The following is a 24,619-nucleotide window of genomic DNA, read 5'->3' on the forward strand; positions in this document are numbered from 1 at the left end:
CGTCAGGCGGTCACCGCGGCCGGGGCGCCGTCCGCTTCGGCGTGCTCGGTTTCCGGACCGGCGATGGGCAGGCCCTCGGCCGGCCGGTCCAGTTTGAGCACCTTGGTGCCATGCGCCCAGATCTCCTCGAACAGCTTGGGCTCCGTGGAGAGTTTGGTGCCCAGCGACGGCACGATCTCCTCGAGCTTGGGCAGCCAGGCGGTGTAGCGGTCGGCGAAACAGCGCTGCATGACGTCGAGCATCGCCGGCACCGCGGTGGACGCCCCCGGGGAGGCACCCAGCAGACCCGCCATGCTGCCGTCCTGGGCCGCCAGCACCGTCGTACCGAACTCCAGCACGCCGCCTTTGCCCTTGCGGCGGATCACCTGTACCCGCTGACCCGCAATGTCGAGTTCCCAGTCCGAGTCGCGCGCACTCGGGGCGAAGTCCCGCAACGCCTCGACGCGATCGGCCTCACTGAGCAGCAGCTGACCGATCAGATATTTCAGCAGCCCCATCTCGGTGAGTCCGACACCGAGCATCGAAGCGAGGTTGTTGGGCTTCACCGAGAACGGCAGATCGGTGACCTTGCCCTGTTTGAGGAATTTCGGCGACCATCCGGCGAACGGACCGAACAGCAGGAACGACCTTCCGTTGATGACGCGGGTGTCCAAGTGCGGCACCGACATCGGCGGCGCACCCAGGGGCGGCTGACCGTACACCTTGGCCTGGTGCCGCGCGGTGAGCTCGGGATTGGCGGTGCGCAGCCACTGCCCGCCCACCGGGAAGCCGCCGAATCCCTTGGCCTCCTTGATGCCCGCCTTCTGCAGCAGTGGCAGCGCGCCGCCGCCCGCGCCGACGAAGACGAATTTCGCGTTGATCTTGCGCTTGGCACCGGTGCGCCGATTGACCACCTTGACCAGCCAGGTGCCGTCGGACTGCTTGGACAGATCCTGCACCTCGTGGCCGAAGAGGGTGGGCATGCCCCGCTGCGCGCAATAGCCGATCAGCTGGCGCGACAACGACCCGAAGTCGACGTCGGTGCCGTCCTGACTCCAGTTCAGGGCGAACGGCTCGCGCAGGTCGCGCTTCTCGGCCATGAACGGCAGGCGGCGGGCGAACTCGGCGGGATCGTCGATGTACTCCATCGACCCGAACAGCGGGTTGGTCACCAGGGCGTCGTAGCGGGCGCGCAGATACTGGGCGCTCTTGGCGCCGCTGACGAAGCTCACATGCGGGATGGGGTTGATGAAGCTGCGCACGTCGGGCAGGACGCCGTTCTCCACGGCGTAACTCCAGAACTGGCGCGAGACCTGGAACTGCTCATTGACGTTGACGGCCTTGCTGATGTCGATGCTGCCGTCGGAATTCTGCGGGGTGTAGTTCAGTTCGCACAGCGCCGAGTGGCCGGTGCCCGCGTTGTTCCACGCATCGCTGCTCTCGGCGGCCGCGCCGTCCAGACGCTCGACGAGGGTGATCGACCAGTTCGGCTCGAGCAACTTGAGCAGGACCCCGAGTGTGGCGCTCATGATGCCGGCGCCCACCAGCACGACGTCTGTCTTGGCTACCTGGGAATCAGACATTGCGTCAGGCACGTCATCGGTCCTTAATCATCGCGAGTCACGGCGGTCCGCCGTCTCCCAGGTTATCCCGACACAGGTTCGGCCAACCCCGCGGCCACTGTGCATCTGCTCACCGTCCGGACCGGTGCGACCGCTCGCGGCCTGGCTCGCGGCCTAAGGTGGCTGCGTGGACGCCTGGGTGCCCGACGAGTTGCCCGACTACCTCCAGCAGACGCTGGCACTGGGTCCCGACCCCGACGGGGAGGGCGACCTCTATGCCACGCTGGTGCGCCGGGGCGACGGGTCACCCGCCGCCCGCCACGCGGTGCTGCTGGTGCACGGTTTCACCGACTACTTCTTCCATACCGGCCTCGCCGAGCACCTGGCCGGCCGCGGGTTCGCGTTCTATGCGCTGGACCTGCACAAATGTGGTCGGTCAAGACGGGCGGGGCAAACGCCGCACTTCACCACCGATCTGGCCCGCTACGACACCGAACTCGAGCGGGCGCTGGCGGTCATCGCCGACGAGACGGCCGGTGCCCAGGTGCTGGTCATCGGCCACTCCGCCGGCGGACTGATCGTGTCGCTGTGGCTGGACCGGGTGGCCCGTCGCGGGGACACCGCGCGACGGCATCTGGGCGGTCTGGTCCTCAACAGCCCCTGGCTGGACCTGCAGGGCCCGGCGATCCTGCGCACGACGGGCGCCTCGGCGGCGATCGGCGCGATGTCGCGCATCCGCAAGCGGCGGGTGGTGCGGGCGCCGGTTCCGGACGGCGGGTACGGCGCCTCCCTGCACCGCGACTACGCCGGCGAGTTCGACTACAACCTGGATTGGAAGCCGGTGGGCGGTTTCCCGGTCACCTTCGGCTGGATCCATGCGATCCGGCGGGGGCACGCCCGGTTGCACCGCGGCCTCGATGTGGGGGTGCCGAACCTCATTCTGCGCTCGGACCACAGCGTGCGGGAGGCCCGCGATCCGGCCCGCATCCAGCGCGGCGACGCGGTGCTCGACGTCGCGCAGATCGCCCGCTGGGCGGGGTGCATCGGCAACCGGTCGGTGGTCGTGCCGATCGCCGACGCCAAACACGATGTGTTCCTGTCGCTGGCCGAACCGCGCGCCGCGGCCTACCGTGAGCTGGATCGCTGGCTGGACTGGTACACCGAACGGGGATGACGGACACGCACATGACGCACTTCGACATCGCCATCATCGGAACCGGTTCGGGCAACACCATTCTGGACGAGCGTTACCTCGACAAGCGGGTGGCGATCTGCGAGGAGGGCACCTTCGGGGGGACCTGTCTCAACGTCGGCTGCATTCCGACAAAGATGTTCGTCTACGCCGCCGGGGTCACCCAGAACGTCAGGGATGCGGCGCAATACGGCATCGACGCCCATGTCGACGGCGTCCGGTGGGGCGATATCGTCTCGCGGGTATTCGGCCGCATCGACCCGCTGGCCACCGGTGGTGAGCACTATCGGCGGTCCTCCCCCGACGTCGAGGTCTTCGCCAGCCACACCAGATTCACCGGCACGCTGCCCGACGGAGGGTACGCCCTGCGCACCGACGACGGCGACGAGTTCACCGCAACACAGGTGGTGCTGGCCGCCGGCTCGCGGGCCACGGTGCCACCGGCCATCCGCGACTGCGGCGTGGCCTATCACACCAGCGACACGATCATGCGCCTGGCCGATCTGCCCGACCACATCATCATCGCCGGCGGCGGCTATGTGGCCGCGGAGTTCGCGCACATCTTCTCGTCGCTGGGGTCACGCGTCACCATCGTCATCCGCGGCACCACGCTGCTGGCGCACACCGACGACACGATCTGCGAGCGATTCACCGACATCGCGGGCAAGAAGTGGGAGATCCGCAGCCGGCGCAACATCCTCGGCGGCAGCAGCGACTCCGACGGGGTCACCCTCGAACTCGACGACGGTTCCGCACTACGCGGGGACGTCCTGCTGGTGGCCACCGGACGGGTGCCCAACGGCGACCGTCTCGACGCGCACCTGGCCGGGGTCGAGGTCACCGACGGGCTGGTCACCGTCGACGACTACCAGCGCACCACCGCACGCAACGTCTTCGCACTCGGCGACATCTGCTCCCCGTACCAGCTCAAACACGTCGCGAATCACGAAGCGCGCGTGGTCAAGAACAATCTGCTCGTCGACTGGGACGACACCGATGCGCTGATGCCGGCCAATCACCGCAATGTGCCGTCGGCGGTGTTCACCGAACCGCAGATTGCCTCGGTGGGACTGACCGAGAACGAGGCGCGGGCGGCGGGTCATCGCATCCGCAGCAAGGTCCAGGACTACAGCGATGTCGCGTACGGATGGGCGATGGAGGACACGTCGGGCTTCGCGAAGCTGATCGTCGACGACGAGACCGGCCTTCTGCTCGGCGCCCACATCATGGGCCACCAGGCGTCGTCGATCATCCAGCCGATCATCCAGGCGATGGCGTTCGGACTGCCCGCCCAGGAGATGGCGCGCGGTCAGTACTGGATCCACCCGGCGCTGCCCGAGGTGATCGAGAACGCGCTGCTCGCCCTGTGCGGCGAGCCACCGTGGCCACCGGCGCGACGGCACTGACAGAGGCGAGCCGCACCACCCCGCTCACGTCGAGGGCTTGCCGGCCTCCGGACTGACGGTCACGGTGACGGGCTTTCCGTCGCGCAGCACCTCGACCGGGGCTTCCCGTCCGATCTGCAATTGACGGACCGCGACGATGAAGGCGTCCAGATCGCCGACGTCGTGGTTGTCGACCTTGACCACGATGTCGTCCTTCTGCAGCCCGGCCCGGTCGGCCGCGCTGCCCTGTTTGACCTCGGTGATCCGCGCACCGTCGGACGCCGTCTCGCTGACCGACTCGGCGGACAGACCCAGGGTGGGATGGGCGATCACGCCATCGCGCATCAGCGTCTCGACGACGTGGCGGACCTCGTTGACCGGGATCGCGAACCCGAGACCGCTGGCGCTGTCGGACAGCGAGCGCCCCGCCGCGTTGATGCCGATGACCTCGGCGTCCATGTTGATCAGCGGCCCGCCGGAATTGCCGTGGTTGATCGCCGCGTCGGTCTGCACCGCGGCGATCACCGTGTCGCCGGAGTCTCCGCTGGACAACCGGACCGCCCGGTTCAACGCGCTGATGATGCCCTGGGTGTCGGTGCTGCGCAGGCCGAGTGGGGCGCCGGCGGCGATGACCTCCTGACCCACCCGCAGCTTGTCGGAATTCCCCAGGCGCGCGACGGTCAGATTGTCGACGTTGTCGACCTTCAGGACGGCCAGATCGGTGGTCGGGTCGCGTCCGACGATGTTGGCCGGAACCGTCTTGCCGTCGTTGAAGACCACGGTCAGCTTCCACTTGCTCAGGTCCATCGCGGCCTCTTCGACCACGTGGTTGTTGGTGACGACGTATCCGCGCCCGTCGACGACGACTCCGGAACCCTGCGTACCGGCCGACTCGCTGACCGCTTCGATCGTCACCACCGAATCGGCGACCGCATCGGCGACCCGGGTGAACCGGCCTTCGGGCAGGTCGCTGGTGTCGGTGGTCGACAGGCTCACCTTGGGCGTGGCGAACGCCTCCAGGATGGCGGCCGACCTGCTGCCGACCCACCCGCCGAGCAGACCGACCGCCAGGGCGATGACCGTCAGCACGATGAGGGCCGGGACCGATACCTTCCCGCCGAACAGCAGATCTCGCACGCCGAGCTTCTCGGTCGGGCCGGCGGGTGCGGCGGCCGGGACGGGTGCGGGCTCCGGCTCGGCGGCGGGTTCTGGGGCGGCTGCGGTCGGCGGCAGATCGCCCGCATCGCTCGTATCGCCCGCATCGTCGTCCCGGCGGGCGAAGACCTCGGCCAGCACGGCGTCGGGCGGCTGGTCGGTCGGCGCATACCGGCCCTGGTCGTGGCGGCGGTCGGGGCCGGCGAAGGCGCCCGTCACACCGTCTGGGCGGCCGAAGGTGCGTCGGGTCGCCGGATCGAGCTCATCGGTCACGCATGATCACTTTCGTCGCGAATGGTGCTCAGCCTACCGGCGGCGACGGTCAGGTCTCCGGCACGGCGAAGCCCCACGGCAGTTCCAGCCGGTGGGCGGCCAGCAGCTGCGAGTCGGCCAGAATCGTGCCGACCGGTCCGTCGGCGACGACCCGGCCGCCGTCCATCACGACGGCCCGTTCGCACAACTGCGCCGCATAGGGCAGGTCGTGGGTCACGATCAGCATCGTGGCCGGCAGCGACCGCAGGGTTTCGGCGAGTTCGCGACGCGCGAGCGGATCCAGGTTCGCCGAGGGTTCGTCGAGCACCAGGATCTCCGGTTCGCAGGCCAGCACGGTGGCCAGCGCCGCTCGGCGCCGCTGGCCCGCCGACAGGTGGGTGGGACTGCGGTCGGCGGCCTGCGACAGCGACACCGTCTGCAGGGCCCGGCGGACCCGCTCGGCCAGCTCGTCACCGCGCACCCCGAAGTTGGCTGGTCCGAAGGCGACATCCTGGGCCACGGTCGGCATGAAGAGCTGATCGTCGGGATCCTGGAACACCAGCCCGACACGTCGGCGGATGCCGGGCAGGGTGGTGCGGCTGACCGGGGTACCGCCGATCGTCACGGTGCCCCCGCTGGCGGTCAGCACACCGTTGAGATGCAGCATCAGGGTCGTCTTGCCCGCACCGTTCGGGCCGAGCACCGCGACGCGTTCACCCGGTGCGACCTCGATGTCGACGCCGTCGAGCGCGGTGTGGCCGTCCGGGTAGACATGGCGCAGACCCGCGATGGAGATCGCCGGGGTCACGTGAGCGTCCACGCCACCGCGCTGACCGCGAGCGCGGCCGCGGCGGGGGCCAGCGCGAACGTCCACTGCGCGGCACCGGCGCGCGGCGGCGCGCCGACGGCGGCGAGGTCGGGCGCGCGCCCCTCGAATCCGCGCGAGAGCATCGCCACATACACCCGCTCGCCCCGCTCGTAGGACCGCACGAACAAGGCGCCGATCCCCGTGGCGATGGCGCCGGCCTGGTGCAGCGCGCGGGGCGAGTCCCCGCGGGAGATGCGGGCCAGCCGCATCCGGGCCGCCTCGGCGGCCAGCAGATCGACGTAGCGGATCATCAGGACGAGCACCGAAGTGACGACCGGGGGCGCGCCCAGCCGGCTCAGCGCGGCGGGCAGTTGCGCGGCCGAGGTGGTGGCGGCCACGGCGAGTGCGGCGGCGACGCCCAGGGTGCCCTTGGCCACGATCCCCCATGCGGCGTAGAGCCCCGCAACCGACAGTGACACCCCGCCGACGAGCACGCGTTCACCGCCTTCGGTGAACGGCAGCAGCAGCGCCAGCACCACGAACGGCGCCTCGATCAGCATCCGGGGCAGCACCCAGCGCAGCGGCAGGCGCGCCAGCCACCACACCGCTGCCACGATGAGACCGTAAATCCCGTAGGGCCAGAGAGTTTCACGCGGCGTGGCGACCACCGCCAGCACGAACGCCAGCAGTCCGACGATTTTGACCTCGGCGGGCAGTCGATGCACCATCGAGTCCCCGTGCCGGTAGAGCGGATGCGCGCCGGCCCCCATATCAGCTTCGGCCGCGGCGTGTCCGCGCGATCAGCCAGAACACGCCCCCAGCGGTCGCGACCGTGACGGCGACCCCGATGATCCCGGCCAGTCCGCCGGTCGCCTCCTGACCACCGATCGTGTAGTCGGCCAGCGGGGAGTCCGCCAGCGCGTGGTCGGTCGCGTGCTGGGCGATGCAGTCCCCGGTCAATTCCTCGCCACCGGGCGTCTCGACCACCTGACAGCCCTGCAGGGTGGCCGAGTCCAGCCCGTCCGGGCTGGCGCTGGCGAAGGCGGACAGGCCTCCCGCGATCAGCAGGGTCAGCATCACCGACGCCACCCAGAACCAGCGGCGCCCGGTCACGCCGCGACCTCCCGGCGTGACGTGCGCAGCAGATACACCAGGTCGGGTCTGGCCCGAGCCACCGCCAGCACCGTCACCGCGGTGATCAGGCCCTCACCCACGCCGATCAGGACATGGGTGCCCAACATGTAGGCGGTCACGGTACCCAGCGATACGCCGCCGGCACCGCCGATCGCGTACTCGATCACGAAACCCATTGCTGCACAAACAGTCCCGACCAAGGCGGCGATGAACGCCACCACCCCGAGGGCGGGTCCGGTCCGGTCGGCGCGGCGACGGATGACGGCCAGCAGTGCGACTGCGGTGCCATACCCGGCGGCGACTCCGATCACCCCCATGTTGACGATGTTGGTGCCGAGCGCGGTCACACCGCCGTCGGCGAACAACAGGGCCTGCACCACCAGAACGATCGCGATGCACAGCACGCCGGTGTAGGGACCGACCAGGATCGCCGCCAGCGCGCCACCGAGCAGGTGGCCGCTGACGCCGGGCAGGATGGGGAAGTTGACCATCTGAACGGCGAACACGAACGCGGCCACCAGACCGGCCAGCGGTACCGCGCGTTCGTCGAGTTCGGCCCGGGCGCGGACTGCGCTGAACGCGACAGCGCCGAGCGCGAGCATCCCGAACAGCATCGACACCGGCGCGTTGACGATGCCGTCGCTCATGTGCATGGCGACCTGGGACACGGACATCGCCTGAGCGTAGGACCGCCCACGACATCTGTCCACGTGAACAGGTGAAACGGTGTCAGCCCTCCCGAACCCGTCGATTGTCCGGGTCGTAGAGCGGCCGCAGCGACACCGACACCGGGTGGCGCACCCCGGCCACATCCACCTCGTACCTGCCGGATCTGACCCACGCCGGGTCGACCGGTGCACCGTTCGGCGCGCGGACATAAGCCAGGCCGACGCAGCATCCGGTGGTCTGCGCCCAGGCCGCGGCGGTGGCCTGACCGGCGACCACACCGTCGCGCAGCAGAACCTCGCCACCCCAGAGCATGGCGTCCGCATCGTCGACCCGGAAGCTGACCAGCTTCTTGCGCACCCCTTCGGCTTTCGCCTTCTCGACCGCATCGCGACCGAGGAAATCGATGTCGGTGCCCAGCTTGCAGGCGAACAGGAGACCGGCCTCGACCGGGTTCTCGCCGGGCGTGAGTTCGCGGCCGAAAGCCCGGTATCCCTTCTCCAGCCGCAGCGATTCGATGGCGTAGTAGCCGCCGCGGGCGACGTCCAGTCCGGCACCCGCGCGCATCAGATCCTCGTAGACCCCCACTGCGAACTCCGTGGGCACATAGAGTTCCCACCCGAGTTCGCCGACATAGGTGATCCTGGTGGCCCGTACGGTGGCGTATCCGAGGGAGATGAGCCGGCTGGTGCCGAACCCGAAGGCGGCGTCGGAGAGGTCGGCGTCGGTCAGCGCACCCAGCAGATCTCGCGAGGCCGGACCCATCACCCCGAACACGGCGTATGCCGAGGTCATGTCCACCAGCGTCGCATTCGCCCCCGGTGGCAGATTTTTGCGGATGTGGTCGCGGTCGCGCTCGGTCGTCGCCGCGCTGCTGACGATGAGGAATTCGTCGGCCGCGGTGCGGGTGACGGTGACGTCGGATTCGTAGGTCCCCCGGGCGTTGAGCATGCCGGTGTAGACGGTCCGGCCGACCGCCACCCCGACATCGGCGGTGCAGAGCCACTGCAGGGCCGCCTCGGCGTCGGGACCGATCATCAGATACTTGGAGAACGACGTCTGGTCGAAGACCGTGACACCGGTGCGGGTGCTGCGTTGTTCGGCCGCCGACCACGGCAGCCAGTTCGGTTTGCCCCAGGTGTAGTCGATGGCCGGCGGCTGCCCCGGCGGGGCGAAGAAGTTGGCGCGTTCCCAACCCATCTTGCTGCCGAAGTTGGCGCCGGCCGCCTCCAGCAGATGATGCACCGGCGACCGGCGAAACGGCCGTGCCGTGGTGAGTTCCCGGTTGGGCCAGGGAATCTCGTAGTGCACGCCGAGGACTTCGGCGACCCGATCGTGCAGCCACCGGTTGTTTCCGTTGAAGCGCGCGAAGCGCCGGATGTCCACCCCGGTGAGGTCACCGCTCGGAGCGCCCTCGACGATCCACTCGGCCAGCGCCCGGCCCGCGCCGCCCGCGGTGGCGATGCCGACGGAGTTGAAGCCGGCGCCGACGAAGAAGTTGCCGAGCTCCGGTGCCTCGCCCAGCAGGAACTGATTGTCCGGGGTGAAACTCTCCGGACCGTTGTAGAACTTCTTGATACCGGTAACCTCGAGGGCCGGAATGCGCAGCAGCGCATTGTCCATCAGGATCTCGAAGTGATCCCAGTCCTCGTCGAGCAGCTGGAATTCGAAGGGATAGGGCACGGCGTCGGGTGACACCCATGGCTTGGCCTCCGGCTCGAACCCGCCGATCACCAGCCCGCCGACCTCTTCTTTGAAATAGGTGTAGCCGTCGGGATCGCGCAGGATCGGCAGATCGGGATGCACCCCGTCGATGGCCTCGCTGACGACGTAGAAGTGTTCGGCCGAGTGCAGCGGAACGTTGACCCCGGCCATCGCACCGACCTGTTTGGCCCACTGGCCGGCGCAGTTGACGACGATCTCCGCCTCGATCTCGCCTCCGTCGGTGTGCACTCCGCGCACCCGGCCGTTCGCGGTGAGAATGCCTGTCACGCGGGTCTTCTCGATCACCCTGGCGCCGCCCAGCCTGGCCCCCTTGGCCAGCGCCATGGTCAGATCCGTGGGGTTGGCCTTACCATCGGCCGGTAACCAGATCGCGCCGACCAGATCGTCGACCCGCATCACCGGATAGTGTTCACCCGCCTGCTCGGGAGTCAGCAGTTCGCATTCCATGTCGAAGGCGGCGGCATTGGCCGCGGTCCGGCGCAGCTGCGTCATCCGGTCCTCGGTCCGCGCGACGATCACTCCCCCGCACTGCTTGTACCCGGCCGACAGCCCGGTCTCGGCTTCGAGGTCGGCGTAGAGCTGCGTCGAGTACTGCACGAGCCGGGTGCCGCTCTCCGAGGCTCGCAGCTGCCCCACCAATCCGGCGGCGTGCCAGGTGGTTCCGCTCGAGAGCTGTCCCTGTTCGAGCAACACCACATCGGTGAGGCCACAGTGCGTCAGGTGGTAGGCCACGCTGGTGCCGATCACCCCGCCACCGATGACGACGACGCGGGCACGATCGGGCAGGGCGGTGGGGGTCATGGGTGTGGCTGCTTCCTCGGGTCGGTCTCCGGGCGGTCGGGGGGCGGGCGCAGTTCGTCGAGTAGCCGCGACAGGCGTGGATCGCGCAGCGCTTCGACGGCGGGTTCGTATCGCTGCATGGCCCACTGCCAGAAGTCGACGTCCAAGGGGCTGGAACCGTGCTGGATACAACCCCACATCGTCCAGCCGTACCGGGCGACGGTGGTCATGACCCGGGCGCGGGCGATCTTGTGCGGCAACGGCCGGCCGTAGTAGAGGGTGACCAGTTCGTCGAGTTGATCGACGGACAGGCCGCATTCCCCGGCGATGTTCCCCAGTTCGAAACAGGGGTCGTTGTTGCCGGCGTACTCGTAGTCGATGATCCTCACACGGTCGCCGGTCTCGATGAAATTCTCGGCCAGCAGGTCGTTGTTGCACGGCACGGTGCCCTCGTCCGTGGCGGCCAGTGCCCGCCCGACCTCGGCGAAGGCGTCGGCGTGCTCGAGGTAGTCCCGCGGCATCCGGAATCCGTGGTCGAGGACCGTCTGCTGATAGGCGGCCTGGCGCTCGAACATGTCGAACCGGCCTCGGAAGCGGGGACCGGCATGCAGCGCGCGACAGCCGTCGGCCACCTTCGCCAGGATGCCGGGACGCTGGAAGTCGGCATTGCACAGCGTCTTTCCGTCGATATAGCCGAGCAGCAACACCCCCAGATCGAGCCGGTGGTCCACCACCGCAGCACCGACGCCCGCCCGCTCGGCAGCCTGGGTGTTGAACAGTTCGGCGTCGCGATCGATTCCGAGCAGATTGGGACCGGTGCCGGTGCAGCGCGCCACGTAGGTCGCCTCGGCGGTGATCACCTTGACGTTGCGGTTGGTCAGCCCGCCGGACAGTTCCTCCACCCGCCGGGGCCGCCCGGCCAGCACGGGGAACTCGTCGAGCAGCGCATCGATCTCGCTGAGCAGAAACGACATGCAGGTCCTCCGCGCAGGTGGGTCCTTCCCACTCTAGGAGGCATCGCTCTTAAGGTCTAGACTATTGCGCGTGTCAGCGACCGACGTGATCGACGAGTGGCTGCGCAGCGCCGCACCCGCGGTCGTCTTCGACTTCAACGGCACGCTGTCCGATGACGAGCCGATTCTGTTCGACATCTTCAGTCATCTGTTCGCCGACCGGCTGGGCTGGGCGATGACGGCACAGGACTACCGGGACCATCTGCTCGGGCGCAGTGACCGCGAGATCGTCGAGTACGCGGTGCGCCACCACGGCCGGGGCACCGATGACAGCCCTGATGTCGAGGAGCTGTTGCGCCTGCGCCGGGACAGTTACCGCGAGCACGTCGCGGCCCGCTCACCGATCCTGCCGGACACCGCCGCGCTGGTGACGGCCCTCGCCGGCCACCGCATCCCGCTGGCGATCGTCACCGGCGCCCAGCGCGACGACGTTCGGGTCGTGTTGGCCCACAGCGCGATCGGCGAGCACTTCGCCGTGCTGGTCGCCGAGGAGGACGTCGCCCGGGGCAAACCCGATCCCGAAGGCTTTCAGACCGCCGCCCGGCTGCTCGATCGTCGCCCCGGCGACATCCTGGTGTTCGAGGATTCGCCGCCCGGGGTGCGCGCGGCGCTCGCCGCGGGAATGCACTGCGTCGCCGTGGCCGAAGATCCGTCGCCAGAGCTGTGCGGTCTGGCTCCCGCGGTGGTTCCCCGGTTGTCCCCCACCCTGGTCGCCGAGGCGCTGCTCACCCGCCGACCTGGGCGGTGATGCGGATCCGCGTGCGGTCCGACCGGTGGTGGTCGCGGGAGAACTCGACGGCCACGCCGTCCTCGGTGCGGGCGGTCCGCGTGATCAGCAGCACCGGATCTCCCGGCGGGATGCCGAGCAGATCGGCGGTGCGGGCCTCGGCCCGGACCGCCTCGATCTGCTCCTCGGCCGAGAAGGGCGCCGAGCCGTACCCGCGCATCAGCGAGTAGAGCGAGCCGGTCAGATCTCCTGCCAGCAGATCCGGGAACACGGCCGCGGGCAGGTAGGCATGCTCCAGCACGATCGGCTCACCGTTGGCCGAGCGGGCCCGCAGCACCTCGTGCACCTGAGCCTCGCCGGTCAGCTCGAGGTGGCGGCGGACGTCGGACGGCGGCCGGACCGTGCGGGCCCGCAGCACCCGCGCGCCGGCTTCGACCTGGATCCGCCGCATCTGCTCGGTGAATCCGGGCAGGCTGGCATGGTCGAACTCGAACCGCGGCGAACACACGAAATTGCCGCCGGAGCGCCCACGGCGCCGGTCGATCAGCCCCCGGGCCTCGATCGCGGCCAACGCCTGACGCAACGTCATCCGGCTCACGCCCAGCGCTTCGGCGAACTCGACCTCCGAGGGCAACCGGTCGCCGGGCGCCAGCACCGACGACGTGATCAACGCCTCGAGCCAGGCGGTGATCTGGGCATGGACCGGCGTGTCCGCGGCGCCGTGGAGGTCGGGTCTGTCCGCGAACTGCGGTTCGGCCATCGTCCACGTACGCATGAACCCTCCTCAGGCGTGCCGAGCGCCGATCCAGTGGAGCAGATCGTGCACGGTGTCGTCCTCGAGCCGGTAGCTGACCAGCCGTCCCACCCGGGTGGACGTCACCCAGCCCTGGCGGCGTAACACCCGCAGCGCCTGGGAGACGGCGTTCTCCGAGCGGTTGAGCGCCGACGCCAGGTCACCGACGCAGATGCCGGGCGCGCGGTGCAGTGCCAGCAGGATCTCCAGGCGGTGCGGATCGGACAGCAGATCGAAGCGCTGCACCCACCCCGCGGTGTCGACGTCGGACAGCGCGGACGTCGCACGCTGCACCTCACGCCGCGGATCGGTCACCAGATCAATGTAGTGGCGCGGCGGGCCGGCATCGCGTCAGTCGAGGAAGCCGTGCAGCAGCGCGCTCGATCCGGCGATGTGGTCACGCATCGCCGATTCGGCCGTGCGCGCGTCACCGGCGAGGATCGCGCCGACGATGGCCTCGTGCTGATCGTCGGAATGCGCGATGTTGCGGCGTAGCAGTGGGATGCGGTCGAGCAGCGCGTTGAGCCGCATCCGATTCTCGGCCACCAGTGCCACCAGCGACGGCGGTCCGGCGGCCTCGGCGATCGCCAGGTGCAGCCGCGAATCCAGCCGCCGGTAGTCGTCGGGGGCGGCCGCGCGGACGTCGGCCAGCCGCGCCCGCAGATCCTCGCACTGCGAATCGGTCAGTTCACGCAGCGCGGCCGCCCTGGCGGCGCCGGTCTCCAGGATGTCCCGCAACCGCAGCACATCGTCGATCTCCTCGGCGCTCAGCCCGGTGTGATCCCCGGTGTGACGCGGCAGTTCGTCGGTCAGGAAGGTGCCGCCATAACGTCCGCGCCGCACCACCAGGTAGCCGGCGTCGGCCAGCGACCTGATGGCCTCGCGGACGGTGTCGCGGCTCACCCCGAGCCGGGCGGCCAGCTCCCGCTCCGGTGGCAGCGACTCCCCCGGGGCGAACACACCGAGCCGGATGGTCTCGAGCAGCCGCCCCATAGTGTCCTCGAAGGTATTGCCCTGCCGGACCGGCCGCAGGAGGGTCTCACTGGCGGGCGGATCCGGTTCGGCGGTCATGATTACCTGCGGGCTCGGTTCACAGCGGGGTCACATACGCCGAGCTGATGCCGCCGTCGACCAGGAACGACGATCCGGTGATGAACGAGGAGTCGTCACTGGCCAGGAACGCCACGGCGGCTGCCAGCTCCTCCGGTTCGGCGAATCTGCCGAGCGGGATGTGGACCAGCCGCCGGGCGGCCCGTTCCGGATCCTTGGCGAACAGCTCCTGCAGCAGCGGGGTGTTCACCGGGCCAGGGCACAACGCGTTGACCCGGATCCCCTGACGGGCGTACTGGACACCCAGTTCCCGCGACATCGCCAGCACCCCGCCCTTGGACGCGGTGTAGGAGATCTGCGAGGTCGCCGAACCCATCACCGCGACGAACGACGCAGTGTTGATGATCGACCCCTTCTGCTGGGGCACCATGTGGCGCAGCGCGGCCTTGGAGCACAGGAACACCGATTTGAGGTTGATGTCCTGGACGCGCTGCCAGGCGTCGATCCCGGTGTTCTCGATCAGGTCGTCCTCCGGCGGGCTGATACCGGCGTTGTTGAACGCGATGTCGACGCCACCATGTACCTCGAACGCGGTGTCGAACAATTGGTCCACCGACACCTGGTCGGAGACATCGACCTTCACGAACGTCGCGTTGAGGTCGTTCGCGACGGATTTGCCGGTGACCGCGTCGAGATCCCCGATGACGACGATGGCGCCTTCGGCCTGCATCCGCTTGGCGGTGGCCAGGCCGATGCCGCTGGCGCCGCCGGTGATGACGGCGACCTTGCCCGCCAGCCGCTGGGTCAGGTCCATCAGTTTCCCTCTCGATTCATCTCCGACACCGCGAAGAACACGTTCTTGGTCTCGGTGAAGGACAGCGGGGCGTCCGGGCCGAGTTCGCGGCCCAGACCGGATTGTTTGAAGCCGCCGAACGGAGTGGTGTACCGGACCGACGAATGGGAATTGACGGACAGATTGCCCGATTCCAGCGCGCGGGAGACCCGTACCGCGCGCGAGAGGTTCTCGGTCCAGATGGAGCCCGACAGCCCGTAGGGGGTGTCGTTCGCCAGCGCGAGTGCATCGGCTTCGTCATCGAACGGCAACACGGTCACCACGGGTCCGAAGATCTCCTCGGTCACCGTGCGGTCGGCGCGCGAGGACGGGGTGAGCACCGTCGGCGCGAACCAGTAGCCGGGGCCCGACGGCGCGGCACCGCGGAACGCCACCGGCGCGTCGTCGGGCACGTAATCGGACACGGACTGCCAGTGCGCCTTGGACACCAGCGGACCCATCTCGGTGTCCCTGGCGCTCGGGTCGCCGACCACCACACCATCGACGGCCGGTTCGAGCAACTCCATGAAGCGGTCGTAGACGTTGCGCTGCACCAGGATCCGGCTACGTGCACAGCAGTCCTGACCGGCGTTGTCGAACACCCCGTAGGGTGCCGTCGCGGCGGCCTTCTCCAGATCGCAGTCGTCGAAGACGATGTTGGCGCTCTTGCCGCCGAGTTCCAGGGTCACCCGCTTGACCTGGGCGGCAGCCCCGGCCATCACCCGCTTACCGACCTCCGTCGAACCGGTGAAGACGATCTTGCGGACGTCGGGGTGGGTGACGAAACGCTCGCCGACGACCGATCCGCGGCCCGGCAGCACCTGGAACAGCCCGTCGGGCAAGCCCGCCTCGAGCGCCAGTTCGCCGAGACGGATCGAGGTCAGCGGCGTCCATTCGGCGGGTTTGAGCACGACGGCGTTGCCGGCGGCCAGCGCCGGCGCGAAACCCCACGCCGCGATGGTCATCGGGAAGTTCCATGGGGTGATCACCCCGACCACGCCGAGCGGCTCGTGGAAAGTCACGTCCAGTCCGCCGGCGACCGGGATCTGCTTGCCCGACAGCCGTTCCGGGCTGGCCGCATAGAACTGCAGGACGTCACGCACATGCCCGGCCTCCCATTCGGCGTTGCCGATCGGGTGTCCGGAGTTGGCCACCTCCAGCGCGGCGAGCTCGTCGACGTGCGCATCGACCGCCGCGGCGAAATCCCGCAGCGCCCCGGCACGCTGCGCCGGGGCCAGCCCGGCCCAGGCCCGCTGCGCCGAACGAGCCCGCGCCACGGCGTCGTCCACGCCCTCGACATCGACCAGGTCGACCGTGCGCAGCACCTCCTCGGTCGCCGGGTTGATCACGTCAGTGGTGGTCAAGCACGTACCCTTTCCGTCGCGTATTCGCTTGCTGCCGAAACGATTCCGGCGAACAGCCGAAGATCGTCGAGCCGCTCTTCGGGATGCCACTGCACGCCCAGCACCCAGTGCTCGGGATGGGTGGCACGGTCCAGCTCGACCGCCTCGATGACACCCTCGTCGTCTCGTGCGGTGACGACGAGTCCGTCGCCGACGCGGTCGATCGCCTGGTGGTGGTAGCACTGCGCGTCCGAGGACGACCCGATCAGGTCCGCGAGCCGGCTGCCGGACCGGGTGCGCACCGCCGAGGTGGCGAAGACGGCGTTCCCCCGCTGGTGATGGTCGTGGCCGAGCACCTCGGGCAGATGCTGGTGCAGGGTGCCCCCCAGTGCGACGTTGAGGACCTGGGTGCCACGGCAGATGCCGAGCACCGGCAGCCCGCGACGCAGCGCCTCGGTCAGCAACGCGAACTCCCACGCATCGCGCACCCGGTCGGGCTCCTCGGTTCTCGGATGCGGCTGCTGTCCGTAGCGGGCCGGGTCGACATCCTTGCCGCCGGTGAGGATCAGACCATCGAGACCGTCGAGGACCCGGGCCGCCTCCTGCTGACCGACGGTCTGCGGCGGGAGCAGCACCGCGACTCCGCCGGCCAGGTTGACCCCCTGGAAGTAGATCGCCGGCAGGAAGCTGGCGTGGACGTCCCACACGCCGGTCTGGGCCTGCTGCAGATAGGTTGTCATACCGAGCACGGGCCGCACGACGTCAGAGCCGTTCGAAGCCACGCACCCGCTCCCAATCGGTCACCGCGGCGTTGAAGGCCGCGAGCTCCACCCGCGCATAGTTCAGGTAGTGCTCCACCACGTCGTCGCCGAACGCGTCCCGGGCCACCTGCGACTCCTCGAACAGCCGGGCGGCCTCGGCGAGCGTGGTCGGCAACCGCTCCGCGCCGCTGGTGTAGGCGTTGCCCGCCATCGGTTCCGGGAGTTCGAGTTCGTTCTCGATGCCGTGCAGACCCCCGGCGATCAGCGCAGCCACGGCCAGATACTGGTTGACGTCTCCGCCGGGCGCCCGGTTCTCCATCCGCATACCCGCACCATGTCCGACCACCCGCAGTGCGCAGGTGCGGTTGTCGAAACCCCAGGCGATCGCGGTGGGCGCGAAGCTGCCGTCGGCGAAGCGTTTGTAGGAGTTGATGTTCGGGGCGTAACACAGGCTCAGTTCCCGCATGGTTGCCAGCTGACCGGCGATGAAACTGCGGAACAGCGGCGACATCCCGTCCTCGGCATCCGGATCGGCGAACACCGAAACACTGGGCCGGCCCTCCTTGTCCAAGCCCCGCAGCGAGATGTGGATATGGCAGCTGTTACCTTCGCGCTCATCGAATTTCGCCATGAACGTCAGGCTCTTGCCGTGCTGGTCGGCGATCTCCTTGGAGCCGTTCTTGTAGATCGTGTGGTTGTCGCACGTGGTGCGCGCATGGTCGTAGCGGAAGCCGATCTCCTGCTGGCCGAAGTTGCACTCACCCTTGACGCCCTCGCAGTACATCCCGGCACCGTCCATGCCCAGGCGGATGTCGCGCAGTAGCGGCTCCATCCGGGTCGAGGCCAACATCGCGTAATCGATGTTGTAGTCGGTGGCCGGCGTGAGGCCCTTGTACCCGGCGGCCCACGCGTCGCGGTAGGTGTCGTCGAACACCATGAACTCGAGTTCGGTGGCGGCATAGGGCACCAGGTCCCGCTCGGCCAGCCGGTCGATCTGGCGGTTGAGGATGCTGCGCGGAGCCTGGGTCACCGGCCTACCGTCGGTCCAGGACAGATCGGCCATGACCAACGCGGTGCCCGGCTGCCACGGAAGCAGCCGCAGCGTGCTGAAGTCCGGTGTCATCACCATGTCGCCGTAACCGGTCTCCCAGCTCGAGATGGCGTACCCGTCGACGGTGTTGTTGTCGACGTCGACGGCCAGCAGATAGTTGCAGCACTCCGCGCCGTGCTCGGCCACGTCGTCGACGAACAGCCGCGCGGAGATGCGCTTGCCGGTGAGCCTGCCCTGCATGTCGGTGAACGCGACGATGACGGTGTCGACGGCTCCGTCGGCGACCCGTTGCTCGAGGTCGGCCTGCGACAGAATGCCTGGGTTGGGGCTCATTGGGGACCTTCCTCCATGCGACGGCGGTACCCGTCGGCACCGAATCCGACGACCGTACCTTTTCAAAGGTCGGACAGCCGTCCATTAGCACTCTATTGTCCAGATCTAGCGAGCGCGACCCCCACTCCGCCCGACGATTCGAAGGAGACTCGTGATGCCCGAAGGCCACGAACATCTCGACGACGCTCTCGATGACGACGAGCGACATCTCGCCCGCCTCGGCTACGTCCAGGAACTGCAGCGCTCCTGGTCGGGCTTCTCCAACTTCGCCATCTCGTTCTCGATCATCTCGATCCTGGCCGGCTGTTTCACCTCGTTCGGCTTGGGCTGGAACAACGGCGGCCCCGCGGCGATCGCCTGGGGCTGGCCCATCGTGGCGGTGTTCATCCTGGTGATCGGCCTCTGCCTCTCGGAGCTGGTGTCGGCGTTCCCCACCTCGGGCGGGATCTACTGGTGGGCGGCCAAACTCGGCGGCCCCAAGGCCGGCTTCTACACCGGATGGCTCAACCTGATCGGTCTCATCGCGATCCTGGCGTCGGTCGCCTACGGCTGCGCCACCTTCCTCGACCTCACGCTGGGCACCTTCAGCGAGGGCTGGCTGGCCGGTTACAGCCTGCAGCGCACGTTCGTGATGTTCGTCGTCATCCTCATCGCGGTCGCCGTCATCAACATCTTCTCCAGCCATCTGCTGGCGGTCATCAACAACGTCTCGGTGTGGTGGCATGTCGCAGGCGCTGTGGCCGTCGTCGCGATCCTCTGGCTGATCCCCGAGCAGCACGCCAGCTTCGGCGATGTGTTCGCCCGCACGGTGAACAACAGTGGGATGTTCGGCGGCGAGACATCCGGGATCGGCTTCCTGCTCTTCGTACTGCCGATCTCGGCCATCCTCACCCAGTACACGATCACCGGTTACGACGCCTCGGCTCACCTGTCCGAGGAGACCCGCAGCGCCGCCAACGCGGCGGCCAAGGGCATCTGGCGGTCGATCTTCTACTCGGCGATCGGCGGCTGGATCCTGCTGTTGACGTTCCTGTTCGCGGTCCAGGACGCCGACGAGGTGTCCGCGGGCGGCGGTGCGGTGGTGACGATCTTCAGCCAGGCGATGGACTCCAAGTGGGTGGCCATCGTGCTGCTGATCTCGACGGCGGGACAGTTCTTCTGCGCGACCGCCTGCCAGACCAGCGCCTCTCGGATGCTGTTCGCGTTCAGCCGCGACCGCGCCGTCCCGGGCCACCAGCTGTGGTCGAAGATCAGTTCGCGGCGGGTGCCGGCCAACGCGGTGATCGTCACCGCGGTGATCGCCGCGATCATCACCCTGCCGGCGCTGGTGGAGGTCGACATCAACGGCGCCCCGGTGCCGGTGGCGTTCTTCGCGGTGGTCTCGATCGGTGTGGTGGGTCTCTACCTGTGCTTCGCGGTACCGATCTTCTACCGCTGGAAGATGGGTGACCGGTTCGACGTGGGCCGGTGGAACCTGCGTGGCCATCACCGGTGGATGGCGCCGGTGGCCATCGTGGAGATCGTGCTCACCTCGGTGATCGCCATGTTCCCGACCTCGCTGGGCGGTGTGCCGTGGGATCCCAGCTTCGAGTGGAAGTTCGTCAACTACACGCCGCTGCTGGTGGGCGGCGTATTGGTCCTGCTCTACATCTACTGGCACGTCTCGGTGAAGCACTGGTTCACCGGCCCGATCAAGCAGGTCGACGAAACCGGCGGCCAGTTGGAAGGGGTGTCCTGACCGGGCGCCGCACCCGGCGGTCTGTGAGCTACGCCATGCACCGGGGATAACCCGGCGGCCACGGGGTACCCCCGCGGGGTGTTTACCGTAGTGAAGAGGATTTACGCCACCGACAGGCACGCCGATCGCCGCAGCGGTAGGGTCTGAGCGATGTGTGGAGCCACCGGCGAGGTGCGCCTCGACGGCAACAGCCCGGATGTGAGAGCCGTCTCGGCGATGGCCGAGGCGATGACCCCCCGCGGCCCAGACGGGGCCGGGGTGTGGGCGCAGGGGTCAGTTGCCCTCGGCCACCGCCGCCTCAAGATCATCGACCTGTCGGACGCCGGCGGCCAGCCCATGATCGACTCCGAGCTGGGGCTGTCGATCGTCTGGAACGGCTGCATCTACAACTATCAGGAACTGCGCACCGAACTGTCCGGTCACGGATACCGCTTCTTCTCGACCAGCGACACCGAAGTCCTGCTCAAGGGCTATCACCACTGGGGTGACCGGTTCGTCGACCACCTCTACGGCATGTTCGCGTTCGCGATCGTCGAACGCGACAGCGGCCGGGTGCTGCTGGGCCGCGATCGGCTGGGCATCAAGCCGCTGTACATCAGCGAAGACCCCAAGCGCATCCGCTTCGCGTCGTCGCTGCCCGCGCTGCTGGCCGGCGGCGGCGTCGACACCCGCATCGACCCGGTGGCACTGCATCACTATCTGAGCTTCCATTCGGTGGTTCCGGCGCCGCTGACCATCCTGCGCGGGGTCAAGAAGGTGCCGCCCGCCTCGCTGGTGGCGATCGAGCCCGACGGCCACGGCGGCTACCGCGCACCGGTGACGACCACCTACTGGGCGCCCGACTTCACCCGGCACGCCGACCGCGCCGAGTGGTCCGAACGCGACTGGGAGGACGCGGTGCTCGCGGCGCTGCGCCGCGCCGTGGAGCGGCGTCTGGTGGCCGACGTGCCGGTCGGCTGCCTGCTGTCCGGCGGGGTGGACTCCAGTCTGATCGTGGGACTGCTCGCCGAGGCCGGACAGGTCGGTCTGCAGACCTTCTCGATCGGGTTCGAGTCGGTCAACGGGGTGGCCGGCGACGAGTTCAAGTACTCCGACATCGTGGCCGAGCGCTTCGCCACCGACCACCACCAGATCCGGATCGACACCGCGCGCATGCTGCCCGCACTCGACGGTGCGATCGGCGCGATGAGCGAACCGATGGTCAGCCATGACTGCGTCGCGTTCTACCTGCTCAGCCAGGAGGTTGCCAAACACGTCAAGGTCGTCCAGTCCGGGCAGGGCGCCGACGAGGTGTTCGCCGGCTACCACTGGTATCCGCCGATGGCCGAACCGGGCGCCGCGACCGTCGACGGCTCGGTGGCCAGTTACCGCGCGGCGTTCTTCGACCGCGACCCGGCCGACCTCGGGGGGCTGGTCACACCGCCGTACTTCGCCGACGGCGACCCCAGCGGACGCTTCGTCACCGAGCACTTCGCTCGCGCCGGGGCCGAGACCGGCGTGGACCGTGCGCTGCGGCTGGACAGCATGGTCATGCTGGTCGACGATCCGGTCAAACGGGTCGACAACATGACCATGGCGTGGGGACTGGAGGGCCGGGTGCCCTTCCTCGATCATGAGCTCGTCGAGCTGGCCGCCACCTGCCCCCCGGCCTACAAGACCGCTCAGGGCGGTAAGGGTGTTCTCAAAGAAGCTGCGCGACGGGTGATTCCGGCCGAGGTGATCGACCGGCCCAAAGGCTATTTCCCCGTGCCCGCGCTGACTCATCTGGAGGGCCCGTACCTGGATCTGGTCCGCGATGCGTTGTTCACTCCGGCCGCCAAGGAGCGGGACCTGTTCCGCCCCGAAGCCGTCGAACGGCTGCTCGCCGATCCCAACGGCAGGCTCACCCCCCTGCGTGGCAACGAGTTGTGGCAGATCGCGTTGCTCGAACTGTGGCTGCAGAACCACGGGATCACGGGGCCTGCCGCGTGACCGACACCGAGGACCACACCGAGGACCACACCGAGGCCATCACGATGGGGTTGCACGGCGCCTCACCGCAGCACCTGGTGGACGCCATGGCCGACGACGTGGTGCTCGAACTCGGCTGGGGCAGGCTGATCTTCGGGCAGACCTTCGCCGAACCGGAGCGGCTGGCCGAAGTGCTCAAACAGGAGCGCTCGGGCCGTCGGGACATCTGCATCTACGCGCGCGAGTCGCACGTGCTGGTGGCGCGGTCCCCGGCCGAACTGTTCATCGACCCCAGCCACACCTACCGGTTTCGCTTCCTCGGCGACGACATCGCCGGCCGGGAGCCGGTGGGGTTCACGGTCCGGCGCCTGGAGGATCCCTCCGACGCCGACGAGATGAACCGGGTTTTCGTGCGTTGCGGCATGGTGCCCTCGCCCAACGAGGTCATCTGGGACAACCACACCAGCCAGGACGCCGTCATCTATCTGGTCGCGGTGCGCGACGACGACGGCAGTGTGCTGGGCACGGTGACCGGCGTCGACCACACCCTGCTGTTCTCCGATCCCGAGAACGGGTCGAGTCTGTGGACGCTGGCCGTCGATCCGGCCTCCAGCCTGCCGGGGGTCGGCGAGGCACTGACTCGATCGCTGGCCAGGATCTTCCTCGAACGAGGCCGTGCCTACATGGATCTGTCGGTGGCCCACGACAACGCTGCGGCGATCGCGCTGTACGAGAAGCTTGGCTTCCAGCGCGTCCCGGTGCTCGCGGTCAAACGCAAGAACGCCATCAACGAGCCGCTGTTCACCCATCCGCCGGAAACCGTCGACGATTTGAACCCCTACGCCCGCATCATCGCCGACGAGGCGATCCGGCGCGGCATCTGGGTGGAGGTGCTCGACGCCGGCGCCGGCGAGATGAGACTGAGCCACGGCGGCCGCAGCGTCATCACCCGGGAGTCGTTGTCGGAGTTCACCTCTGCCGTCGCGATGAGCCGCTGCGACGACAAGCGTCAGACCCGGCGCATCGTGGCCGACGCGGGGATCACGGTACCCAAGGGCCGGCTGGCCAGCTTCGACGAGAAGGACCACGAATTCCTCGCCGAGGTCGGTGACGTCGTGGTCAAGCCGACGCGCGGCGAGCAGGGCAAAGGCATCACCGTCGGCGTCGACGGACCCGAGGAACTCGACGCGGCGCTCGCGCGGGCGCGCGAACAGCATCCCGAGGTGCTCATCGAGCAGCGGGCCCCGGGCGACGATCTACGGCTGGTGGTCATCGACGGCAAGGTGGTGGCCGCCGCACTGCGGATGCCCGCCGAGGTCATGGGTACCGGTAAGCACACCATCCGGGAACTGATCGAGACGCAGAGCCGCCGGCGGGCCGCTGCCACCGGCGGGGAATCCCGCATCCCGATGGACGCCGTCACCGAGGGGACGGTCAAAGAGGCCGGCTGGTCGCTCGACGACGTGCTGCCCGAGGGTGAGCGGCTGCGCGTGCGCCGCACCGCGAATCTGCATCAGGGCGGAACCATCCACGATGTCACCGCCGAGGTGAACCCGGAGCTGTGCCGGGTGGCGGTCGCCGCCGCCCAGGCGATCGGCATCCCGGTGACCGGGATCGATCTGCTGGTGCCCGACGTGACCGAGGACGACTACGTCTTCGTCGAGGCGAACGAGCGGCCGGGATTGGCCAATCATGAACCCCAGCCGACCGCAGCGGCTTTCGTGGACTATCTGTTCCCCAACCAGCCCGGTCTGCCGCAGGCGTGGACGCCCGACGAGCCGCCCTCCTGACTACCAGGTGCTGGTGCGCAGGACGATCTCCCCGGCCAGCTGGGCGGTCGAGTCGGCCGCATTGCGTCGGCCGAGGAGGTCGACCAGGCGGAAATCGCCGAACACATAGCGCTGACTCGCCTTGGCCACTGCCCGGGCCGCGGCATTGCTGACCAACGCCGTGGTGTTCATCTCGACCGGTGGGCAGTGCTCGTCGCGGATCACGCCGGCCTGGTCGGCGACCCGCGGATGACCGCGGTCGATCACGACCAGCCCGATGAACCGGTCGAGGCGGGTGGCGGCGAGCTGCCAGGCCAGTTCCCCACCGGTCCGGTCACCGACGAGCAGCCCCCATCGCACGTCGAGTGCGTCGAGCACCCCGACGACCGCCTTGGCCGTCAGCCGCGGATCCGGTCCGATCACGACGGTGCGCAGGTTCGCGGTGTGCAGTCGGTGACACACCCCGTCATATGCCGCCGGCGAGTGCTGCGAGGCACCGAGCACCACGACCACCGAGCCCTTCTCGGGCCCAGCCACATCAACCGGTACGGCGAACCCTTCGACGGTGACCATCGAGGAGAGCATTCGGCCACGCTACAGGCAACCGATCGGCCGCGAGCC

Annotated in this window: 22 protein-coding genes; 6 read left to right on the forward strand and 16 right to left on the reverse strand. The window is 68.7% G+C overall.

All coding sequences use genetic code 11. The features are described from left to right. Positions 1 to 2: 2 nt before the first annotated feature. A complete protein-coding gene (gene mqo, locus ACN27E_RS08520; RefSeq protein ID WP_422748214.1) occupies positions 3 to 1,562 on the reverse strand; it encodes a malate dehydrogenase (quinone) in 1,560 nt (519 codons plus the stop codon). Between the two features lie 166 nt (positions 1,563 to 1,728). Here mqo and ACN27E_RS08525 point away from each other — a divergent pair, with 166 nt between their 5' ends. Beyond that, entirely contained in the window at positions 1,729 to 2,715 is a 987-nt protein-coding gene (locus ACN27E_RS08525) for an alpha/beta hydrolase (protein WP_422748215.1), read from the forward strand. 11 nt (positions 2,716 to 2,726) lie between these two features. Next, positions 2,727 to 4,139 carry a mycothione reductase gene (gene mtr, locus ACN27E_RS08530; RefSeq protein ID WP_422749715.1) on the forward strand — a complete coding sequence of 471 codons (1,413 nt, stop codon included), beginning with the start codon at positions 2,727 to 2,729 and terminating at the stop codon, positions 4,137 to 4,139. 24 nt (positions 4,140 to 4,163) lie between these two features. Here mtr and ACN27E_RS08535 read toward each other — a convergent pair whose 3' ends face one another. From ACN27E_RS08535 to ACN27E_RS08565, 7 genes are read right to left on the reverse strand one after another with little or no spacing between them, the layout of a single operon-like run. Further along, positions 4,164 to 5,546, reverse strand: coding sequence for a S1C family serine protease (locus ACN27E_RS08535; RefSeq protein WP_422748217.1), 1,383 nt, complete (start codon positions 5,544 to 5,546; stop codon positions 4,164 to 4,166). A 49-nt stretch (positions 5,547 to 5,595) separates the two neighbouring features. Then, positions 5,596 to 6,345: an energy-coupling factor ABC transporter ATP-binding protein gene (locus tag ACN27E_RS08540; protein ID WP_422748218.1), complete on the reverse strand. Its 750-nt coding sequence runs from the start codon at positions 6,343 to 6,345 to the stop codon at positions 5,596 to 5,598. Continuing rightward, positions 6,330 to 7,103 (reverse strand): cobalt ECF transporter T component CbiQ, encoded by a 774-nt coding sequence (gene cbiQ, locus ACN27E_RS08545; protein WP_422748220.1) that lies wholly within the window; start codon positions 7,101 to 7,103, stop codon positions 6,330 to 6,332. Before cbiQ ends, ACN27E_RS08540 begins: the two co-directional genes overlap by 16 nt. A 1-nt stretch (position 7,104) precedes the next feature. Next, complete coding sequence (locus ACN27E_RS08550) at positions 7,105 to 7,446, reverse strand: PDGLE domain-containing protein (RefSeq protein ID WP_422748222.1); 342 nt, start codon at positions 7,444 to 7,446, stop codon at positions 7,105 to 7,107. Then, positions 7,443 to 8,141, reverse strand: a complete 699-nt coding sequence (locus ACN27E_RS08555; RefSeq protein ID WP_422748223.1) for an energy-coupling factor ABC transporter permease — start codon at positions 8,139 to 8,141, stop codon at positions 7,443 to 7,445. The genes ACN27E_RS08550 and ACN27E_RS08555 overlap by 4 nt, the downstream gene beginning before the upstream one ends. 55 nt (positions 8,142 to 8,196) lie before the next feature. Then, positions 8,197 to 10,659, reverse strand: coding sequence for a GcvT family protein (locus ACN27E_RS08560; RefSeq protein ID WP_422748225.1), 2,463 nt, complete (start codon positions 10,657 to 10,659; stop codon positions 8,197 to 8,199). Further along, positions 10,656 to 11,612, reverse strand: a complete 957-nt coding sequence (locus tag ACN27E_RS08565; protein ID WP_422748228.1) for a choline/ethanolamine kinase family protein — start codon at positions 11,610 to 11,612, stop codon at positions 10,656 to 10,658. Before ACN27E_RS08565 ends, ACN27E_RS08560 begins: the two co-directional genes overlap by 4 nt. A 70-nt stretch (positions 11,613 to 11,682) precedes the next feature. Here ACN27E_RS08565 and ACN27E_RS08570 point away from each other — a divergent pair, with 70 nt between their 5' ends. After that, entirely contained in the window at positions 11,683 to 12,399 is a 717-nt protein-coding gene (locus ACN27E_RS08570; RefSeq protein ID WP_422748230.1) for an HAD family hydrolase, read from the forward strand. Here the strand turns inward: ACN27E_RS08570 and ACN27E_RS08575 are convergent. Genes ACN27E_RS08575 through ACN27E_RS08605 form a run of 7 tightly spaced genes read right to left on the reverse strand, consistent with a single transcriptional unit; the run spans position 12,377 to position 18,541 of the window. Beyond that, positions 12,377 to 13,153: a GntR family transcriptional regulator gene (locus ACN27E_RS08575; protein WP_422748232.1), complete on the reverse strand. Its 777-nt coding sequence runs from the start codon at positions 13,151 to 13,153 to the stop codon at positions 12,377 to 12,379. The two genes, ACN27E_RS08570 and ACN27E_RS08575, sit on opposite strands and share 23 nt — an antisense overlap. 9 nt (positions 13,154 to 13,162) lie before the next feature. Beyond that, complete coding sequence (locus tag ACN27E_RS08580; RefSeq protein WP_422748233.1) at positions 13,163 to 13,486, reverse strand: ArsR/SmtB family transcription factor; 324 nt, start codon at positions 13,484 to 13,486, stop codon at positions 13,163 to 13,165. A 36-nt stretch (positions 13,487 to 13,522) separates the two neighbouring features. Further along, positions 13,523 to 14,242, reverse strand: coding sequence for a FadR/GntR family transcriptional regulator (locus ACN27E_RS08585; protein ID WP_422748235.1), 720 nt, complete (start codon positions 14,240 to 14,242; stop codon positions 13,523 to 13,525). Positions 14,243 to 14,261: 19 nt separating this feature from the next. Beyond that, entirely contained in the window at positions 14,262 to 15,038 is a 777-nt protein-coding gene (locus ACN27E_RS08590) for a 3-oxoacyl-ACP reductase (RefSeq protein WP_422749717.1), read from the reverse strand. Further along, complete coding sequence (locus ACN27E_RS08595) at positions 15,035 to 16,417, reverse strand: aldehyde dehydrogenase family protein (RefSeq protein WP_422748236.1); 1,383 nt, start codon at positions 16,415 to 16,417, stop codon at positions 15,035 to 15,037. The genes ACN27E_RS08590 and ACN27E_RS08595 overlap by 4 nt, the downstream gene beginning before the upstream one ends. Beyond that, positions 16,414 to 17,136, reverse strand: coding sequence for a gamma-glutamyl-gamma-aminobutyrate hydrolase family protein (locus ACN27E_RS08600; RefSeq protein WP_422748238.1), 723 nt, complete (start codon positions 17,134 to 17,136; stop codon positions 16,414 to 16,416). Before ACN27E_RS08600 ends, ACN27E_RS08595 begins: the two co-directional genes overlap by 4 nt. A gap of 22 nt (positions 17,137 to 17,158) precedes the next feature. Next, the gene (locus ACN27E_RS08605) at positions 17,159 to 18,541 is read right to left on the reverse strand and encodes a glutamine synthetase family protein (protein WP_422748240.1); all 1,383 of its coding nucleotides are present in this window, start codon (positions 18,539 to 18,541) and stop codon (positions 17,159 to 17,161) included. A 154-nt stretch (positions 18,542 to 18,695) separates the two neighbouring features. On the opposite strand from ACN27E_RS08605, the gene ACN27E_RS08610 reads away from it, so the two are divergent. The 3 genes from ACN27E_RS08610 to ngg all read left to right on the forward strand — a co-directional run bounded on the left by ACN27E_RS08610 (position 18,696) and on the right by ngg (position 24,019). Further along, positions 18,696 to 20,279 carry an amino acid permease gene (locus ACN27E_RS08610; protein ID WP_422748242.1) on the forward strand — a complete coding sequence of 528 codons (1,584 nt, stop codon included), beginning with the start codon at positions 18,696 to 18,698 and terminating at the stop codon, positions 20,277 to 20,279. Positions 20,280 to 20,429: 150 nt separating this feature from the next. Beyond that, positions 20,430 to 22,250: an N-acetylglutaminylglutamine amidotransferase gene (locus tag ACN27E_RS08615; protein WP_422748243.1), complete on the forward strand. Its 1,821-nt coding sequence runs from the start codon at positions 20,430 to 20,432 to the stop codon at positions 22,248 to 22,250. A gap of 44 nt (positions 22,251 to 22,294) precedes the next feature. Next, positions 22,295 to 24,019: an N-acetylglutaminylglutamine synthetase gene (gene ngg / locus ACN27E_RS08620; protein WP_422749719.1), complete on the forward strand. Its 1,725-nt coding sequence runs from the start codon at positions 22,295 to 22,297 to the stop codon at positions 24,017 to 24,019. Here ngg and ACN27E_RS08625 read toward each other — a convergent pair whose 3' ends face one another. After that, entirely contained in the window at positions 24,020 to 24,583 is a 564-nt protein-coding gene (locus ACN27E_RS08625) for an alpha/beta hydrolase (protein ID WP_422748245.1), read from the reverse strand. Positions 24,584 to 24,619: the final 36 nt, after the last annotated feature.

The organism is Mycobacterium sp. WMMD1722 (genome assembly GCF_049315205.1).
GTDB lineage: Bacteria > Actinomycetota > Actinomycetes > Mycobacteriales > Mycobacteriaceae > Mycobacterium.

What these genes read in the sequence shown, in the direction of transcription:
- cbiQ (WP_422748220.1), bottom strand. Translation starts at nt 7,103, where the DNA reads ATGGGGGCCGGCGCGCATCCGCTCTACCGGCACGGGGACTCGATGGTG.
- ACN27E_RS08585 (WP_422748235.1), bottom strand. Translation starts at nt 14,242, where the DNA reads ATGACCGCCGAACCGGATCCGCCCGCCAGTGAGACCCTCCTGCGGCCG.
- ACN27E_RS08605 (WP_422748240.1), bottom strand. Translation starts at nt 18,541, where the DNA reads ATGAGCCCCAACCCAGGCATTCTGTCGCAGGCCGACCTCGAGCAACGG.
- ACN27E_RS08600 (WP_422748238.1), bottom strand. Translation starts at nt 17,136, where the DNA reads ATGACAACCTATCTGCAGCAGGCCCAGACCGGCGTGTGGGACGTCCAC.
- ACN27E_RS08565 (WP_422748228.1), bottom strand. Translation starts at nt 11,612, where the DNA reads ATGTCGTTTCTGCTCAGCGAGATCGATGCGCTGCTCGACGAGTTCCCC.
- mqo (WP_422748214.1), bottom strand. Translation starts at nt 1,562, where the DNA reads ATGTCTGATTCCCAGGTAGCCAAGACAGACGTCGTGCTGGTGGGCGCC.
- ACN27E_RS08610 (WP_422748242.1), top strand. Translation starts at nt 18,696, where the DNA reads ATGCCCGAAGGCCACGAACATCTCGACGACGCTCTCGATGACGACGAG.
- ACN27E_RS08555 (WP_422748223.1), bottom strand. Translation starts at nt 8,141, where the DNA reads ATGTCCGTGTCCCAGGTCGCCATGCACATGAGCGACGGCATCGTCAAC.
- mtr (WP_422749715.1), top strand. Translation starts at nt 2,727, where the DNA reads ATGACGCACTTCGACATCGCCATCATCGGAACCGGTTCGGGCAACACC.
- ACN27E_RS08625 (WP_422748245.1), bottom strand. Translation starts at nt 24,583, where the DNA reads ATGCTCTCCTCGATGGTCACCGTCGAAGGGTTCGCCGTACCGGTTGAT.
- ngg (WP_422749719.1), top strand. Translation starts at nt 22,295, where the DNA reads ATGGGGTTGCACGGCGCCTCACCGCAGCACCTGGTGGACGCCATGGCC.
- ACN27E_RS08575 (WP_422748232.1), bottom strand. Translation starts at nt 13,153, where the DNA reads ATGCGTACGTGGACGATGGCCGAACCGCAGTTCGCGGACAGACCCGAC.
- ACN27E_RS08615 (WP_422748243.1), top strand. Translation starts at nt 20,430, where the DNA reads ATGTGTGGAGCCACCGGCGAGGTGCGCCTCGACGGCAACAGCCCGGAT.
- ACN27E_RS08560 (WP_422748225.1), bottom strand. Translation starts at nt 10,659, where the DNA reads ATGACCCCCACCGCCCTGCCCGATCGTGCCCGCGTCGTCGTCATCGGT.